Here is a 16,292-nt window from a genome sequence, read left to right as displayed (position 1 = left end):
TCGGATTTTTTTATTTTTATGTAGTAGAACTGTGTTTTTATACTATCAAGAAATATTAGTCATCCAAGTCAAAAATTGTCAAGGCAGACTGAAATTCTTCCCGCAAATGGGCTTTACGAAATTTTAACCAATCGGAACTTTTGCGGATCGCATTGTATCTTTTGCGCAAATGCCAGTTTTCGGCAATTTGATACTGCGGATATTCTTCTAAAAAGTGATTAATCATCTGCCACTCATAAGGATAGCCTAGTGGATGAGCGTGATAGAGGACTTTATCAAAAGTTAATGGCAGGCGTCTTTGATGAAGATGACCAAAAACAACATCACTGATTTTGGGAAATTTCTTAAAGGTTTCATGAAAATGTTGCGAACCTAAGTAGGCATTAAATCGAGCAAATTTTTCATAACGAGTATTAATGATAAATTGCTGATGAGGAACGAAATGAGTACTGACAATAATTCTATCAATCTTAGGATTTGCTGATAGTTCTGTCAGTAACTTTTCTAATTTCTGTAATTCAAGATTTGTTATCTTGATATCATCAAATTGACGATGAATTTTTCTATCAAAATAAAATGAATTTTTAAAAGCTATGATTTTTTTTATATCAATTTTTCCAGTCATGAAAGAATAATCATACCAACCGTGGAAACTGACAAAAGCAGTAGAAGCAAAATTTTTTACTTGAAAATTACTGACAGAAATTTCTTCTTCAGAAAGACCAACCATATCGTGATTTCCAAGATTGTAAGTGACTGACAGCTCTGTCAGTAATTCTATTTGCTTGAAAAATGGTTCGGAAATTCCGTGAAAATCATTTGAAATATCACCAGCAAAATGTAAATCTGTAATCTTTAAATCCTTTAAAAGAGACAGAAAAATATCAATTTCTTCTTGAGAAAAATGATTAGAATCCATATGAAAATCAGAAATCACAGCCAAGCGTCTTTTTTTAGTCATAATGAAATTATAGCATGTGATAGAAGTTCTATCTAATAAATAAATTTTTGATGAATCATTATCTATTGAATAGCTTACTTTAGGCTTATAAGTGGTGAATATGGTATAATGCTACTATGGAATTATCAGAAATTAGAAATTTACTTGAAGGATATGCTGAGAAGATTAATGGCTTTCGGGAATCATTAGATCTTGAGCGTTTGGAAGAAGAAATAGCTCTTTTAGAAAACGATATGGCACAACCTGAATTTTGGAATGATCAAGCAGCGGCTCAAAAAGTGATTGATGAATCAAATGCTTTGAAAGCCAAGTATGACAATTATCAAGCGATGAATAATATGCTTGAGGAAGCGCAAACGATGCTTGAGATGCTTCAAGAAGAAGCTGACGAAGAGATGCAAGCTGAGTTAGAGGAAATGACAATTGCGCTCGGTCAAAAAATTGAATCTTATGAGCTTGAAATTATGCTCAATCAACCTTATGACCATATGAATGCTGTTCTTGAAATTCACCCAGGTTCTGGGGGAACAGAGTCGCAGGACTGGGGCTCAATGTTGATGCGGATGTACACTCGTTGGGGCGAAGCACATGGATTTAAGGTTGAAATTCTCGACTATCAAGACGGAGATGTTGCCGGATTGAAATCAGTTGCCCTTCGATTTGTTGGACGAAATGCTTATGGCTTTTTGCGAGGAGAAAAAGGAGTACATCGTTTAGTACGTATTTCACCTTTTGATTCAGCCAATCGTCGTCATACTTCATTTACCTCAGTTGATGTGATGCCTGAGTTGGACGATTCTATTGAAGTAGATGTTCGTGATGCCGATGTTAAAATGGATACTTTCCGTTCAGGTGGAGCTGGTGGACAAAATGTCAATAAAGTCTCTACTGGTGTGCGTTTGACTCACATCCCAACGGGAATTGTTGTGCAATCTACAATGGATAGAACGCAATATGGTAACCGGGATAAAGCGATGGCTATGCTGAAATCGAAACTCTATCAATTAGAAATGGATAAAAAGCAAGCTGAAGTTGATGAACTTCGTGGCGACCAATCAGAAATTTCTTGGGGAAGTCAAATTCGTTCATACGTATTCATGCCTTATCAATTAGTTAAAGATACGCGTACTGGTTATGAAACTGGACAAATTTCAAATGTGATGGACGGAGAATTGGACGGGTTTATAAATGCCTATCTCCGTTGGAACTTGTAGATTATAAATTAAAGTTTCGTATGTTTGAAATGTTTACGAAACATTAAAGTTATTAATGAAAAGGTTATAAAATAAAAGTGCCACCTAAAGCACTTTTATTTTGATATAATTATAAGAGTTCAATTGATGGATTCATTCTATGAAGCTGTCAGTAGGGCTAAAAGTTCTGTTATTTTAGAAAAAAAGAAAAGGTACGTGTGTGCCCATTTTCTTGTTTTTTGAGAGCAGAATTTAAAAACATCCATAGTGATTAAAAAAATGGATTTTATGGACGAGGCCTAACGTTTGTTAGGACTTGGAAGAAAAATCTAGCATAGGAAAGGTACTATGAGTATTATAAAATTAAGCAACGTTTCCAAGAAATATTCTAATGGAACAACGGCTTTGCGTAATATCTCGCTTGAAATTGAGCCGGGAGAATTTACCTATATCGTTGGTCCATCAGGAGCCGGGAAATCGACCTTTATCAAACTACTTTATCGTGAATTAAAGATTGACCGTGGTTCTGGAACAGTTGCGCAATATGATTTATCTAAATTAAAACGTCGTGATGTGCCAATGCTTCGTCGCTCTGTTGGAGTTGTTTTCCAAGACTATAAACTTTTGCCAAAGAAAACTGTTTTTGAAAATATCTCCTACGCCATGGAAGTTATTGGGAAAAGTCCTCGTGAAATTAAAAAACGAGTGAATGAAGTGCTTGACCTTGTTGGTCTGAAACACAAAATTCGTTCATTTCCAAATGAACTCTCAGGTGGGGAACAGCAGCGTGTAGCAATTGCTCGTTCAATTGCCAATGCACCAAAAGTATTGATTGCTGATGAACCTACAGGGAACTTAGACCCTGAAAACTCTTGGGAAATCATGAATCTGCTTGAAAAAATTAATCTTCAAGGGACAACCATTTTGATGGCAACCCACAATAGCCAAATCGTTAACACTTTAAAACATCGTGTTATCGCAATTGAAAACGGACGAATTGTCCGCGACCAAGAGGAAGGAGTTTACGGCTACGATGATTAGAAATTTCTTCAAACACCTTTTGGAGTCGCTCAAAAACTTAAAACGTAATGGTTGGATGACAGTTGCGGCTGTTTCATCAGTAACAATTACTTTAGTTTTAGTTGGACTTTTCCTTTCAGTTATCTTGAACACACAAAAACTAACTAAAGGGATTGAAAACAATGTTCGGATTGTTGCCTACATGAAATTAGATGTGCATGATCAAGAGACAAAAATTCAAGATCCAAAAGATAATAAAAAAACAATCAATAATCCTGATCACCTGAAGATTTACGATTCAATCAAAAAAATTCCTAATGTAAAAACTGTTACTTTTTCAAGTAAAGAAGCTCAATTAAAAGAATTGACAAAAGCGTTAGGTAATAACTGGAATCTCTTTAAAGGTGATGCCAATCCACTTTACGATGCCTATATTGTTGAAGCTGATAAACCAGCAAATGTAAAAACAGTCACTTCAAAAATTTCAAAACTTTCAGGAATTGAAAAAGCCACTTATGGTGGTGCCAACACTCAAAAACTCTTCCAGATTGCTCGAGGCGTTCAAACTTGGGGAACTGCAGCGGCTATTCTGTTAATTTTCGTTGCTGTCTTCTTGATTTCTAACACCATTCGAATTACTATCCTATCAAGACAACGTGAAATTCAAATTATGCGTCTGGTTGGGGCTAAAAATGGTTATATCCGTTGGCCTTTCTTCTTGGAAGGGGCTTGGGTTGGACTTTTAGGTTCAATTATTCCAGGACTTATTGTTGCTTGGGCTTATCGTCTTGCTTTTGTTAGCTTGACACCAAGTCTTCAGTCACAAAAACTTTCGATGTATGCGACAAATCAATTCATTCCTGCAATAGTTGGATTGATGGCCGTGATTGGTATTTTGATTGGTTCATTTGGAGCCCTCTTATCAATGCGTCGTTTCCTTAAAATTTAATAAAAATAAAAGAGAAGATTTATCTTCTCTTTTTTTTGCTAAAAAAAGCTGTCAGTAAATAAGTTTTTACTTATTTACTGACAGACTCTTAAATTTGTTTAATTAGATATCATAATCTTCATCAGACATGGCTTCCACTTCACCAAGAAGGTATGAATTACCAACTTGTGAGAAGAAGTCGTGGTTTGATGACGAAGTTGAAATTCCATTCATAACCACTGGGTTAACGTCTGCTGCGGTATCAGGGAAAAGTGGATCTTGTCCAAGATTCATCAAAGCTTTATTGGCATTATAACGCAAGAAAGTTAAAACTTCATCAGTCCAACCAACTTTGTCATAAAGTAAATGAGAATATTTTTCTTCATTTTCATAAAGTTGATAAAGCAATTCATACATCCAATCACGGAATTCACCTTGCTCATCTTCAGATAACTCATTAAAACCAAGTTGGAATTTGTAACCAATATAAGTACCGTGAACTGACTCATCACGAATAATTAATTTAATAATTTCCGCTGAGTTAATCATTTTGTTATTTCCAAGATAGCGCAAAGGGGTATAGAAACCAGAGTAGAAGAGGCAAGTTTCAAGGAAAACAGAAGCCACTTTCTTTTGCAAAGGAGTACCAGATTCATAAATTTTATTGATGATTTCGGCTTTTGTTTGCATATAAACATTGGTATCTACCCAATTAAAAAGTTCTTCAATTTCTTTTTTCGTGTTTAGAGTTGAAAAAATTGTTGAATAAGACTTTGCATGAACAGATTCCATAAATTGGATATTGTTGAAACAGGCAATTTCTTGAGGTGTTCTTGCATCATGTTTGAGCACTTCAGCACCATCAACAGATTGCAAAGTATCAAGCAATGTCAAACCAGCAAAGGCCTTAGCAAAGGTATCACGTTCCAATTGAGGAAGTTTACGCCAGTCATCTAAATCGTTAGATACAGGAACACGAGTATCTAACCAAAATTGACTTGTTAATTTTTCCCAAGTATATTTGTCAATAGAATCCTCAATAGAATTCCAGTCAATGGCACTGTAATAAGTGGGGACAGTAAGATTTTCAGTTTCAGACATATTTTAAGATATGAGCCTGCTTTAAAAAGGGCAAACTCAATTCCTTTCTCTCATTTATTTACTGACAGAAAATACTGTCAGTATTTTTAGCTTAGTCATAAATTCTGTCAGTAAATTTTCACTTACCAACGAAGCTGTCAGTAAAAATAGGGACTCATTAGACCAAAAACTTTCGATAATTTATCAAAAGTTAATGTCAATAATCGTTTTAGAACATTTCGCAAATGCTTACCCCATTTCCATTCATTGACGATACTTTAATGAATGAAAACAAGTAAGAAAATAGAAAGTCCGTCTTAGCGGCTTCCGTAGAAGCAATAGATGCTTTAGCACCAATGCTTCTGTTGTATTTATTAAATAACGCAACTTTCACATTGGTTAGCACCGACTTCTTCTTGGTCGTCAGTAAATGTACGAATGTAGTAAATTGTTTTGATTCCTTTTTTGTAAGCATAGTTACGCAAAATAGACAAGTCACGAGTTGTCATTTTATTATTTGCCACTTTCCATTCATAGAGACCTTCAGGTAAAGTTGAACGCATAAATAAAGTGAGTGACAAACCTTGGTCAACATGTTCTGTAGCAGCTGCATAAACGTCAATTACTGCACGCATATCTGTATCATAAGCTGATTTGTAATAAGGAATTGTTTCAGTGGCAAGTCCAGCAGCTGGATAATAAATTTTCCCAACTTTCTTTTCTTGACGTTCTTCGATGCGATTGACAATTGGGTGAATAGAAGAAGAACAGTCATTGATATAAGAAATAGAACCATTTGGAGCCACTGCCATACGGTATGAATTATAGAGTCCAGAAGTTTTTACTGTGTCACGTAAAGCAGTCCAATCCTCGATTGTTGGAACAGCAATCCCTTTGAAAAGTTCTTGAACTTTAGGAGAGACAGCTGCAAAATAATCATGTGTTAAATATTTATCAAAATAAGAACCATCAGCATAGGCAGATTTTTCAAAATTCTTGAAGCTAGACCCTTTTTCAACAGCTAATTTATTTGAAGCCACTAAAGTATAATAGTTCAACAACATGAAATAAACACTAGTAAATTCAACGGCTTCTTTGCTGTCATAATGAATTTGATTTTGTGCTAAGAAAGAATGTAAGCCCATTGCTCCAAGCCCAATCGCATGCATTTCATCATTACCTTTACGAACAGTTGGAACAGTATCGAGGTTTGAAGTTTCGGAGATGAAAGTTAAAGCGCGAACCATTGCTTCAATAGAAGTTCCAAATTCATTGCTAGAAGTCATCATATTCAAAACATTAGTTGAACCCAAGTTACAAGCGACGTCAGTTCCAACCACCTTATAAGTTTGGTCATCGTTCAAAACAGAAGGCGTTTGGACTTGCAAAATTTCAGAACAAAGGTTAGACATTGAAATTACACCATCAACAGGGTTAGCTTGATTGACTGTGTCAACATTTACGATGTAAGGATAACCAGATTCTTGTTGAAGTTTTGAAAGTTCTTGTTCAAGTTCACGGGCATTAATCGGTGTTTTACGAATTTCTGGATTGGCTACCATTTTGTCATATTCAGCTGTAATATCGACTTCGGCAAAAGGTTTACCATAATATTTTTCAACAAAATACGGCTCAAAGAGATACATTGTTTCTCCCTTTTTAACCAATTCATAGAATTTATCAGGAACAGTAACCCCAAGAGAGAGTGTTTTAACACGAATTTTTTCATCCGCATTTTCTTTTTTAGTGGACAAGAATTCCATAATATCTGGATGGAATAGTGATAAATAAACAACACCAGCACCTTGACGTTGCCCCAATTGATTGGCATAAGAAAAGGCGTCTTCAAAAAGTTTCATGACAGGAACGACACCAGCTGCCACTCCATCGTAACCTTTGATAGGTGCACCAGCAGCACGTAAATTAGTCAAGTTTAGACCAACACCACCACCATTTTTAGAAAGTTGCAAGGCAGAGTTAATTGTTCGTCCAATTGAATTCATATCATCAGTTAATTGTAGAAGGAAACAAGAAACAAATTCACCACGACGCTTACGTCCAGCATTTAGAAAAGTCGGAGTCGCAGGTTGATAACGACGATTAATCATTGCAAAAGCAAGATTATTAGCTAATTTTTCATCGCCGTCAGCCATGTATAAAGCATTCATTAACACACGGTCTTCAAAATCTTCAAGATAGAGAGAACCGTCATTGTTTTTCATGGCATATTGATTATAAAATTTGTAAGCAGCCATAAATGAATCAAAATGAAATTCAAATTTACTCAATTCTTTCCGAAGATTGGTAATAAATTCGGGTTTATATTTTTCAAGAAACTCAGCTTCTAGATATTCTTCTTTAACGAGCCAATTGAGTTTATCGATATATGTATCGGCTTCATAACGATTAGGTTCGACATTTTCTTTAAAAAAAGCAGTAATTGCTTCTTTATCTTTAGCAAGAGGAATGCTACCATTAACGGGAATATTAATCTCGTTATTAAGCTTGAAATAAGTTACATCTTTAAGTTGTTTTAGAGACATAAGTGACCTTTCTTAAAGCGTTCAACCATAAAGAACAGAGGGATGAACTCTAATATTATAATAAGTTCAAACTAATTAATAGAAATAAAAAGTTAAAAATAAAGAGGCTTCACTCATTAAGGTGAAGCCATAAAATCACAGCGGATTTTTGAAGGTGACTTTCGCTCCTTTGTCAAGCTGTGTAGCGAGTTTTTCGACAGCAGCAACATCGGCTGGTGTACCATTAAACTCAAAATCATATAAAAGCGGAATTTGGTATTTTGCAGAAAGTTCTTTAGCAGTAAAAATATAAATACCTGCGAAATTACGATTTCCTGTACCAATAATTCCTAGACAATGTTTATAATTATCATTATAAGCCATAAAGTCAAAAATAGGGTCCATAACATCTATTGATTTAGAAACAGTTGGAGATTCTTCGGCATAACTTGGCGTTATCAAAAGAAAAGGTTCATTCATTTCTATATCATCGTCAGGACTGATTTCGACATTTGGTAAGTTTGTTTTGGAAACAAAGCGACGTGTTTGCCCAGTTACACTGAAATAAGCAAGTTTCATATTAAGCCAACTTTGCTAATTCGCTAGGACGGAAACCAGAGAAGGCAAAGTCATCTTTAGTAATGACAGGTGCAGCACGAAATCCCATTTCAATCACTTTTTCAACAAATTCAGGTTGTTCATCGATATTGATTTCATCGAAGGCAATTTCATGTTCTGAGAGCCATTTTTTGACCATTTTGCATTGCATACAATTGTTTTTAGAATAGACTGTAACCATTTTAAATCTCCTTTGAGGACAAACGTATTTTATTAGTGAGAGTAAAAAGTCTTTGACTTTTTCTCGACTTTTTATAGTCTTATTTTATCGTAAAAAAAATATCTAGTCAAATTAAAGATACTAGATATTGTGTTGAATTATGTAAAATTATAAAAATAACACAACATATTGTGCTATTTTTCTTTTTGTTTTGATAAGTTTAAACCAAATGGGACAAGGGATTCGCAATGATTTTTGATTCTTTTGAGATTTGTTCTATGTCGTAAAATAATAATAATTGCTAAAACAAAAATAATAATTGAGAATAAAAGGTCGTAGGAAGTAAGAATAAATCCGATGCTAGGGAAAATAAGAATTCCCAATAAAGCAAATACAGCACCTATCACACTAGAGAGACTAATCATGCTAAAAAGCCATAGGACAATGATAAAGACAACAAGAAGGTAAATTAAGAAGAGCGGACTAAATCCAAGAATCACACCAGCAGAAGTTGCAACAGCTTTACCACCTTTAAAGCGGTCGAATATTGAAAAAGTATGTCCAATGACAGCAAGAAGACCGAAAATTAGAGGTGAAACACCATTGATATGGAAGAAAAGGGGTAAAAGAGTAGCAAGTGTCCCCTTTAGTAAGTCAAAAGCAAAAACTGAAATTCCTGCCTTTACACCTAGAATTCTAAAAGTATTGGTTGTTCCAGTATTTCCTGAGCCATAGTCATGGAGATTTTTTTTGAAAAAAATCTTGCCAATCCATAAGCCGAATGGAATTGCCCCTAAAAGATAGCTGGCAATGAGAAGAATAATAGTAAGCATAAGTTCTCCGAAGTTTATTTCGTTTAAAATCGATAATCTCTTTTAACTGTACAATTATATCATATTTTTAATAAAGATTACTGACAATATTGAAACATCTTCACTTACTTTTGGAAAAATTCTTACTATTAGATGAAAAAATTGTCAGCAGTCCTTTGACAAAGCTTTCTGAACAAGGTACAATAATCAAGATGAATATTTTTTATTAGCTCATTGTGGATAAAAAAATAGTGATTTAGATAGAAGATATAGGCTTTCGATGAGAGGAAAATAAATGGTAATAGATATTAATAACTATGATGACAGTGCGATTCAGGTTCTTGAAGGATTGGATGCTGTCAGAAAACGTCCAGGAATGTATATTGGATCAACTGACGGAACTGGTTTGCACCATTTGGTTTGGGAAATTGTAGATAATGCGGTTGATGAAGCTTTATCTGGCTTTGGTAACAGAATTTCAGTGACCATTAATGCTGATGGTTCTTTATCAGTAGAAGATGAAGGACGGGGAATGCCAGTTGGGAAACACGCCATGGGTATTCCAACTGTGGAAGTAATTTTTACTATTTTGCACGCAGGTGGTAAATTTGGTCAAGGGGGTTATAAAACTTCTGGTGGACTCCATGGTGTTGGATCTTCAGTCGTAAATGCCCTCTCGACTTGGTTAGAAGTTGAAATTACTCGTGACGGGACTGTTTATCGTCAACGTTTTGAAAATGGTGGACATCCAGCGACAACTTTAGAAAAAATTGGGAAAGCACCAAAGTCTAAAACAGGAACTAAAGTTACCTTCATGCCGGATTCTAGCATTTTTTCGACAACAGAATTTAAATATAATATCATTTCAGAACGACTAAATGAGTCTGCTTTTCTTTTAAAAGAAGTGACGATTAGTCTTGAAGATAAACGAACAGATGAAAAAGAAGAATTTCATTATGAAAATGGGGTTCAAGATTTCGTTTCTTATCTTAATGAAGATAAAGACAGTTTGACTCCAGTTCTTTATTTTGAAGGAAAACAAGATGGTTTTGAAGTTGAAGTTGCCCTTCAATATAATGATGGCTATTCAGAAAACATTCTTTCATTCGTCAATAATGTCCGAACAAAAGATGGCGGAACGCACGAAGCAGGTTTGAAGACGGCAATTACGAAAGCAATGAATGAATATGCTCGTAAAGTAAATTTACTCAAAGAGAAAGATAAAAATCTCGAAGGTTCGGATTATCGTGAAGGTTTGACAGCCGTCTTGTCAGTTTTAATTCCTGAGGAACATCTCCAATTTGAAGGACAAACCAAAGATAAATTGGGTTCTCCTTTAGCTCGTCCAGTTGTTGATTCTTTGGTTTCTGAGAAACTAAGTTTCTATTTGATGGAAAATGGCGAATTGGCGCAAAATTTGATTCGTAAAGCAATCAAAGCCCGTGAGGCTCGTGAAGCGGCTCGTAAAGCGCGTGAAGATTCACGAAATGGAAAGAAATCTAAAAAAGACAAAGGACTTTTGTCTGGTAAATTAACCCCTGCTCAAACAAAAAATCCAAATAAAAATGAACTTTATTTGGTCGAAGGAGATTCTGCCGGAGGGTCCGCTAAACAAGGACGAGATCGTAAATTCCAAGCCATTTTGCCTTTGCGTGGTAAAGTCATTAACACCGAAAAAGCTAAGATGCAAGATATTCTCAAAAATGAGGAAATCAATACAATGATTTATACCATTGGTGCAGGCGTTGGGGCAGATTTTACCTTGGCCGACCGTAATTATGACAAAATCATTATTATGACCGATGCCGATACTGATGGAGCACACATTCAAACGCTCTTATTGACTTTCTTCTATCGCTATATGAAACCATTGGTTGAAGCGGGTCATGTCTATATTGCCCTTCCACCACTTTATAAAATGAGTGAAGGAAAAGGCAAAAAAGAAAAAATTGAGTATGCTTGGACAGATGGTGAGTTAGCAGAACTTCGCAAGCAATTTGGTAAAAATGCTAATTTGCAACGTTATAAAGGACTTGGAGAAATGAATGCTGACCAACTTTGGGAGACAACAATGGACCCAGAAACTCGGACATTGATTCAAGTGACCATTGATGATGCAGCTCAAGCAGAGAAACGTGTTTCAGTACTGATGGGGGATAAAGTTGAACCTCGTCGTAAATGGATTGAAAATAATGTGAAATTTACAATGGAAGAAGAAACAGTATTCTAAGTTACTTTCTTTAATAATTAACCTCGATTTTTCGAGGTTTTTTACTTTAATTTATGATGTAAGTATCACTATTGCTCACTTTAGGTGTAACAACAAGCCTATTCGTAAGCCAGCAAAGCTAGCAAGAGAAACTTTGTTTCATTTTGTTAGCTATGATATAATGGAAGAAATTCTAAAAGAAGATAAAAAACGAAAAGAGAAAAAATGCAAAAATCAGCTTTAATTATTATTGATTTGCAAGCATTCATTAAAAAATTAGCGAAAGATGCTGTTCCTTATGGCTGGGATAAAATTATTGAAAATAATCGAGCTTTAATTTCTGCATTTGACCAAAAAAATCAGCCAGTTTATATTGTGACTGTTGAACCAAAAATACTTTGGCAATCAGCTAAAAAAGCTTTTTCTCGGATGATTTTGCAAGATGAATTGGATAAAAATCCAAGATTACATCAATTAGTAAAATATGGGCCGTCAGCATTTAAACAATCTGATTATGGCTTAGCTGACGAGTTGAAAAATAATTCTGTCAGTAGAATTTATGTTTCTGGTGTGTCTATGAGTAATGGAGTATTAAAAACAGCCAGAGATGGGGCGGACTTGGGATTTGAAGCGATGATAATTGAAGACGCCTGTGCTGACAGAAAGTTAAAAAACTTCCAGAAAACAAAAACTGACGAAATACCAAAATTTGGGAAATTAATTAAAACAAGAGAAATTATCGAGGAACTGAATAAAAATGTCTGAGAAATATGTTGTATTTGACTTTGAAACTACAGGATTTTCTGCACAAAAAAATGAAATTATTCAAATTGGAGCGGTAAAATATGATGAGAATAATCAAGAGCAAGCTAGATTTAATCAGTTAGTAAAAAATCAACGCTCTTATGTCTCAACTGAAATCACTCAATTGACTGGCATAAAACCAGCTGATTTGTTAAATCAACCAACGATTGAAGAAATTTTACCTGAATTTTTAGACTTCATCAAAGGTCATTTATTAGTGGCTCATAATGCTCCTTTTGATATTTCTTTTCTTTATCAGGCCATTATTGATTGTGCCATTACTGATGTTGAGGCTTTTCGTGTCTATGATACTTTGGCAGAAAGTAAAAAGTTATTAACTATGTCTTCTTATGCTCTAGAAAATTTTAAAGACCTACTAGAAATGAATGATTTACGTTCGCATGACGCGCTCAACGACTGCTTAATCACGGCAAAACTTTATCAATATTTACAGAAAATTGAAGAAGTTGAGCTGTCAGTAGAATCAGAAGTTACTGACGAACTCGGTCAGTTAGATTTATTTGGTGACAGCTCTGATGAAATTACTGACAGCCTTCGCAGAAAGTTAAATTTACCAATCACCAAAGCTTTAGTCTATTATCAGCAAAATCTTGAGCGAAAATGGGAACGATTTGAAGTTCTTGGAATTTCGATTGAACGAGAGTACTCCGTAGGTTCGAGTTTAAATATTCGTTTACATAATTCAGAGAAAGTGAAAATTCATTCTGATTTTCTAAAAGAAATGCAAAAAGCCAATTTCGTGACGATTATGGAGGAAGAAAAATGACAGCAATTTGGAAAGAAAAAAGTTTTAATCAACTTACATTAGATGAAATGTATCAACTTTTAAGCTTGCGTACTGCTGTCTTTGTTGTGGAGCAAAACTGCCCTTATCAAGAGCTTGATGGCAAAGACCAAGTAGCCAAACACCTCTGGTTAGAAAATGAAAATGGTCAACTGATGGCCCTTTGTCGCCTACTTCCCAAAGGGATTTCATTTGCAGAGGCTTCAATTGGTCGTGTCCTTGTCAATACTGAATTTCGTGGACAAAATTTGGGAAGAGGACTCATTGAAAAAGCCTTAGAAGTCCTTAAAGAAGATGGGGAAGAAGCAGTAACAATTGAAGCACAATATTATTTGCGTGATTTTTATGCTTCATTTGGTTTTGTTGAAAATTCTGAACCTTTTTACGAAGATGATATTAAACATGTCAATATGATTTTGAAATTCTAAGATGAAATAATTTACTGACAGCTTTGTCAGTAATTTTTTCACTTCAAATTAAGCTGTCAGTAGATTTTAAAGAGATAAACAATCTTATCAATTTTGACCAATAAATAATTTGTAAGTTTTTTTCGTTTTGATTTTGTGGTAGAATAGAAAAAGTGATTTTATATTGTAGAATGACAAAAGCAGAGAACTGTCAGTAAAAAATCAAAGATTTATTTATAAATTAGCAAATAATTAATTAAAAAAGTAAACAAATTTTCTAAAAAGAAAGTTAAAATATGTCAAACATTCAAACCTTACCATTAGAAGATATAATGGGTGACCGATTTGGTCGATATTCAAAATATATCATTCAGGAGCGGGCCCTTCCCGATATCCGTGATGGTTTAAAACCGGTACAGCGCCGTATTCTTTATTCAATGAATAAAGACGGAAACACATTTGATAAGTCTTATCGTAAATCAGCGAAATCAGTCGGAAATGTCATGGGTAATTTCCACCCACATGGAGATAGCTCAATCTATGAAGCGATGATTCGGATGAGTCAAGACTGGAAAATGGGCGAACCTTTAATCGAAATGCATGGTAATAATGGTTCAATGGATGGTGACCCACCAGCCGCTATGCGTTATACTGAAGCCCGTCTTTCAGAAATTTCAGGCTATCTTTTAGCAGATATTGAGAAAGATACAGTAAGTCAAGCTTGGAACTTTGATGATACTGAGAAAGAACCAACGGTTTTACCAGCAGCTTTCCCAAATCTTTTAGTCAATGGCTCAACCGGAATTTCAGCCGGTTATGCGACAGATATTCCACCTCACAATTTGGGGGAAGTCATTGATGCAACCATTCATATGATTGATCATCCTAAAGCTGATGTAGAAAAAATCATGGAATTCTTACCAGGACCAGATTTTCCTACTGGTGGGATTATTCAAGGAAAAGGCGAAATCAGAAAAGCTTACGAAAAAGGAAAAGGGCGCATCGTTGTTCGTTCAAAAGTCGATATTGAACCAATGAAAGGCGGTCGTGAGCAACTTATTGTTACTGAAATTCCTTTTGAGCTCAATAAAGCAAACTTAGTCAAGAAAATTGATGATGTTCGTGTCAATGCTAAAGTACCAGGAATTGCAGAAGTCAGAGATGAGTCAGACCGTGAAGGGCTTCGCATTGCAATTGAATTAAAGAAAGAAGCTGATAGCCAGCTTGTTTTGAATTACTTGTTTAAAAATACTGATTTACAAGTGAATTATAACTTCAACATGGTTGCAATTGATAATATGACTCCTGTTCAAACCGGTGTCTTACAAATGCTCCGTTCTTATGTCAAACATCGTGAAGACGTCATCGTTAAACGTTCGCAGTTTGATTTGAATAAAGCAGAAAAAAGACTTCATATTGTTGAAGGTCTGATTCGCATGGTTTCTATTTTAGATGAAGTGGTCGCAACGATTCGTGCTTCAGAAAATAAAGCAGATGCCAAAGAAAATATCAAAGTTTCATTTGGCTTTACCGAAGAGCAAGCCGAAGCAATTGTTACTTTACAACTTTATCGTTTGACCAACACCGATATTGTCACTCTACAAAATGAACAAGCTGAATTAGAGCAAAAAATTCTCGAACTTAAAGCGATTATTAACGATGAACGTACCTTGTTTAATTTAATGAAACGCGAACTTCGTGAAGTTAAGAAAAAATTTGCCAAACCACGCCGTAGCGAATTACAAGATGAAGTTCAAACCATTGAAATTGAAGCGAGCGAATTGATTGTGGCAGAGGATACTGTAGTTTCAGTAACTCGTTCAGGTTACATCAAACGTACTTCACCACGTTCATTTGCTTCCTCAGCACTTGAAGAAATTGGTAAACGTGATGATGACGAGCTCCTTTATTATGCCAATGCTAAAACAACTCAACATCTCTTACTTTTCACAAATCTTGGCAATGTCATTTATCGCCCAATCCATGAACTTTCTGATATCCGTTGGAAAGATATTGGTGAGCATCTATCTCAAAGTCTCTCTAATTTCTCAGCTGATGAGAAAGTAATTTTTGTTCAGATTGTGGACGAATTTGCTGGTGAAAATCTACTGGTTGTCACAAGAAATGGACAAATAAAACAAATTGAACGTGAAAGTTTCTCCCCTTGGCGGACCTATCGTTCAAAATCTACTCCATGTGCTAAACTTAAAGGAGAAGATGATGAAATTGTTCTAATCACTCCAGTTCAATTTGCAGACCTCATGCTTATTTCTGAAAATGGTTATGCCCTTCGCTTTAATCTTGATGACGTTCCAGTTTTGGGTGCTAGAGCTGCAGGAGTCAAGGCCATGAATCTCAAAAATGGCGATAAAATTAAGTCCGCCTTCTTTGTTAACTCAAATAGTTGGTACCTTTTGACTCAACGGGCATTTATCAAACGTGTCAAGACGGATGATATTCCGGCCACCTCACGTGCTAACCGTGGCCTTCAAGTACTACGAACCTTGAAGACAAATAATCATACCGTCTTTGCAGCCGGCTTAATCAATTCAACTGCTGATTTATCAGCATTGACCGAAGAATTAGATTTGTTCAGTCAAGCTAAAGCACCAGCGACAAAAGAAACTGATGAACAAGTATTAGAAGTTATCAGTGAGACTGGCAAGAAATACGATATCAATTTGTGCGATTTATCATTATCAGATCGAACAAGCAATGGACATCCAATTGCTGATGATCTTGAAAAAATTGCAAGCGTAAAAATAAAATAAAA

Annotated in this window: 14 protein-coding genes; 8 read left to right on the top strand and 6 right to left on the bottom strand. The window is 35.2% G+C overall.

Annotation, left to right across the window (positions count from 1 at the left end):
- Nucleotides 1–55 precede the first annotated feature (55 nt).
- Nucleotides 56–961: a metallophosphoesterase gene (locus HFD15_RS06490; protein WP_023189386.1), complete on the bottom strand. Its 906-nt coding sequence runs from the start codon at nucleotides 959–961 to the stop codon at nucleotides 56–58.
- Between the two features lie 116 nt (nucleotides 962–1,077).
- On the opposite strand from HFD15_RS06490, the gene prfB reads away from it, so the two are divergent.
- From prfB to ftsX, 3 genes are all read left to right on the top strand, one after another.
- Nucleotides 1,078–2,175 (top strand): peptide chain release factor 2, encoded by a 1,098-nt coding sequence (prfB, locus tag HFD15_RS06485; RefSeq protein WP_003130963.1) that lies wholly within the window; start codon nucleotides 1,078–1,080, stop codon nucleotides 2,173–2,175.
- A 327-nt stretch (nucleotides 2,176–2,502) separates the two neighbouring features.
- Nucleotides 2,503–3,195, top strand: coding sequence for a cell division ATP-binding protein FtsE (gene ftsE / locus HFD15_RS06480; RefSeq protein WP_003130964.1), 693 nt, complete (start codon nucleotides 2,503–2,505; stop codon nucleotides 3,193–3,195).
- Nucleotides 3,188–4,123, top strand: a complete 936-nt coding sequence (gene ftsX / locus HFD15_RS06475; protein WP_058208391.1) for a permease-like cell division protein FtsX — start codon at nucleotides 3,188–3,190, stop codon at nucleotides 4,121–4,123. The genes ftsE and ftsX overlap by 8 nt, the downstream gene beginning before the upstream one ends.
- Before the next feature lie 102 nt (nucleotides 4,124–4,225).
- Here ftsX and nrdF read toward each other — a convergent pair whose 3' ends face one another.
- The 5 genes from nrdF to plsY form a co-directional block, all read right to left on the bottom strand.
- On the bottom strand, nucleotides 4,226–5,203 hold the full coding sequence (gene nrdF, locus HFD15_RS06470) for a class 1b ribonucleoside-diphosphate reductase subunit beta (RefSeq protein WP_012897610.1): 978 nt from the start codon (nucleotides 5,201–5,203) through the stop codon (nucleotides 4,226–4,228).
- A 353-nt stretch (nucleotides 5,204–5,556) separates the two neighbouring features.
- Nucleotides 5,557–7,725: a class 1b ribonucleoside-diphosphate reductase subunit alpha gene (gene nrdE, locus HFD15_RS06465; RefSeq protein WP_025016627.1), complete on the bottom strand. Its 2,169-nt coding sequence runs from the start codon at nucleotides 7,723–7,725 to the stop codon at nucleotides 5,557–5,559.
- A gap of 135 nt (nucleotides 7,726–7,860) precedes the next feature.
- Complete coding sequence (gene nrdI / locus HFD15_RS06460; RefSeq protein ID WP_058208392.1) at nucleotides 7,861–8,283, bottom strand: class Ib ribonucleoside-diphosphate reductase assembly flavoprotein NrdI; 423 nt, start codon at nucleotides 8,281–8,283, stop codon at nucleotides 7,861–7,863.
- Nucleotide 8,284: 1 nt separating this feature from the next.
- The gene (locus HFD15_RS06455; protein ID WP_012897612.1) at nucleotides 8,285–8,503 is read right to left on the bottom strand and encodes a redoxin NrdH; all 219 of its coding nucleotides are present in this window, start codon (nucleotides 8,501–8,503) and stop codon (nucleotides 8,285–8,287) included.
- Between the two features lie 173 nt (nucleotides 8,504–8,676).
- Complete coding sequence (plsY, locus tag HFD15_RS06450) at nucleotides 8,677–9,315, bottom strand: glycerol-3-phosphate 1-O-acyltransferase PlsY (RefSeq protein ID WP_012897613.1); 639 nt, start codon at nucleotides 9,313–9,315, stop codon at nucleotides 8,677–8,679.
- A 274-nt stretch (nucleotides 9,316–9,589) separates the two neighbouring features.
- Here plsY and parE point away from each other — a divergent pair, with 274 nt between their 5' ends.
- The 5 genes from parE to parC all read left to right on the top strand — a co-directional run bounded on the left by parE (nucleotide 9,590) and on the right by parC (nucleotide 16,290).
- Nucleotides 9,590–11,524, top strand: coding sequence for a DNA topoisomerase IV subunit B (parE, locus tag HFD15_RS06445; RefSeq protein ID WP_012897614.1), 1,935 nt, complete (start codon nucleotides 9,590–9,592; stop codon nucleotides 11,522–11,524).
- A gap of 204 nt (nucleotides 11,525–11,728) precedes the next feature.
- Entirely contained in the window at nucleotides 11,729–12,268 is a 540-nt protein-coding gene (locus HFD15_RS06440) for an isochorismatase family cysteine hydrolase (protein WP_058204530.1), read from the top strand.
- Nucleotides 12,261–13,094, top strand: a complete 834-nt coding sequence (locus HFD15_RS06435; RefSeq protein ID WP_003130976.1) for a PolC-type DNA polymerase III — start codon at nucleotides 12,261–12,263, stop codon at nucleotides 13,092–13,094. The genes HFD15_RS06440 and HFD15_RS06435 overlap by 8 nt, the downstream gene beginning before the upstream one ends.
- On the top strand, nucleotides 13,091–13,540 hold the full coding sequence (locus HFD15_RS06430) for a GNAT family N-acetyltransferase (RefSeq protein ID WP_058208393.1): 450 nt from the start codon (nucleotides 13,091–13,093) through the stop codon (nucleotides 13,538–13,540). The genes HFD15_RS06435 and HFD15_RS06430 overlap by 4 nt, the downstream gene beginning before the upstream one ends.
- Nucleotides 13,541–13,815: 275 nt before the next feature.
- Nucleotides 13,816–16,290, top strand: coding sequence for a DNA topoisomerase IV subunit A (gene parC, locus HFD15_RS06425; protein WP_029343801.1), 2,475 nt, complete (start codon nucleotides 13,816–13,818; stop codon nucleotides 16,288–16,290).
- Nucleotides 16,291–16,292: the final 2 nt, after the last annotated feature.

Source organism: Lactococcus sp. EKM203L, assembly GCF_011800585.1.
Taxonomy (GTDB): Bacteria; Bacillota; Bacilli; order Lactobacillales; family Streptococcaceae; genus Lactococcus; species Lactococcus lactis.
Note: the sequence above shows the minus strand (reverse complement) of the source record. Positions and strands in the feature narration are given on the sequence as shown.

Coding starts and splice junctions, on each gene's coding strand:
- parE (WP_012897614.1), top strand. CDS start 9,590: ATGGTAATAGATATTAATAACTATGATGACAGTGCGATTCAGGTTCTT.
- HFD15_RS06455 (WP_012897612.1), bottom strand. CDS start 8,503: ATGGTTACAGTCTATTCTAAAAACAATTGTATGCAATGCAAAATGGTC.
- ftsX (WP_058208391.1), top strand. CDS start 3,188: ATGATTAGAAATTTCTTCAAACACCTTTTGGAGTCGCTCAAAAACTTA.
- prfB (WP_003130963.1), top strand. CDS start 1,078: ATGGAATTATCAGAAATTAGAAATTTACTTGAAGGATATGCTGAGAAG.
- parC (WP_029343801.1), top strand. CDS start 13,816: ATGTCAAACATTCAAACCTTACCATTAGAAGATATAATGGGTGACCGA.
- HFD15_RS06490 (WP_023189386.1), bottom strand. CDS start 961: ATGACTAAAAAAAGACGCTTGGCTGTGATTTCTGATTTTCATATGGAT.
- ftsE (WP_003130964.1), top strand. CDS start 2,503: ATGAGTATTATAAAATTAAGCAACGTTTCCAAGAAATATTCTAATGGA.
- HFD15_RS06435 (WP_003130976.1), top strand. CDS start 12,261: ATGTCTGAGAAATATGTTGTATTTGACTTTGAAACTACAGGATTTTCT.
- nrdF (WP_012897610.1), bottom strand. CDS start 5,203: ATGTCTGAAACTGAAAATCTTACTGTCCCCACTTATTACAGTGCCATT.
- HFD15_RS06440 (WP_058204530.1), top strand. CDS start 11,729: ATGCAAAAATCAGCTTTAATTATTATTGATTTGCAAGCATTCATTAAA.
- nrdE (WP_025016627.1), bottom strand. CDS start 7,725: ATGTCTCTAAAACAACTTAAAGATGTAACTTATTTCAAGCTTAATAAC.
- plsY (WP_012897613.1), bottom strand. CDS start 9,315: ATGCTTACTATTATTCTTCTCATTGCCAGCTATCTTTTAGGGGCAATT.
- nrdI (WP_058208392.1), bottom strand. CDS start 8,283: ATGAAACTTGCTTATTTCAGTGTAACTGGGCAAACACGTCGCTTTGTT.
- HFD15_RS06430 (WP_058208393.1), top strand. CDS start 13,091: ATGACAGCAATTTGGAAAGAAAAAAGTTTTAATCAACTTACATTAGAT.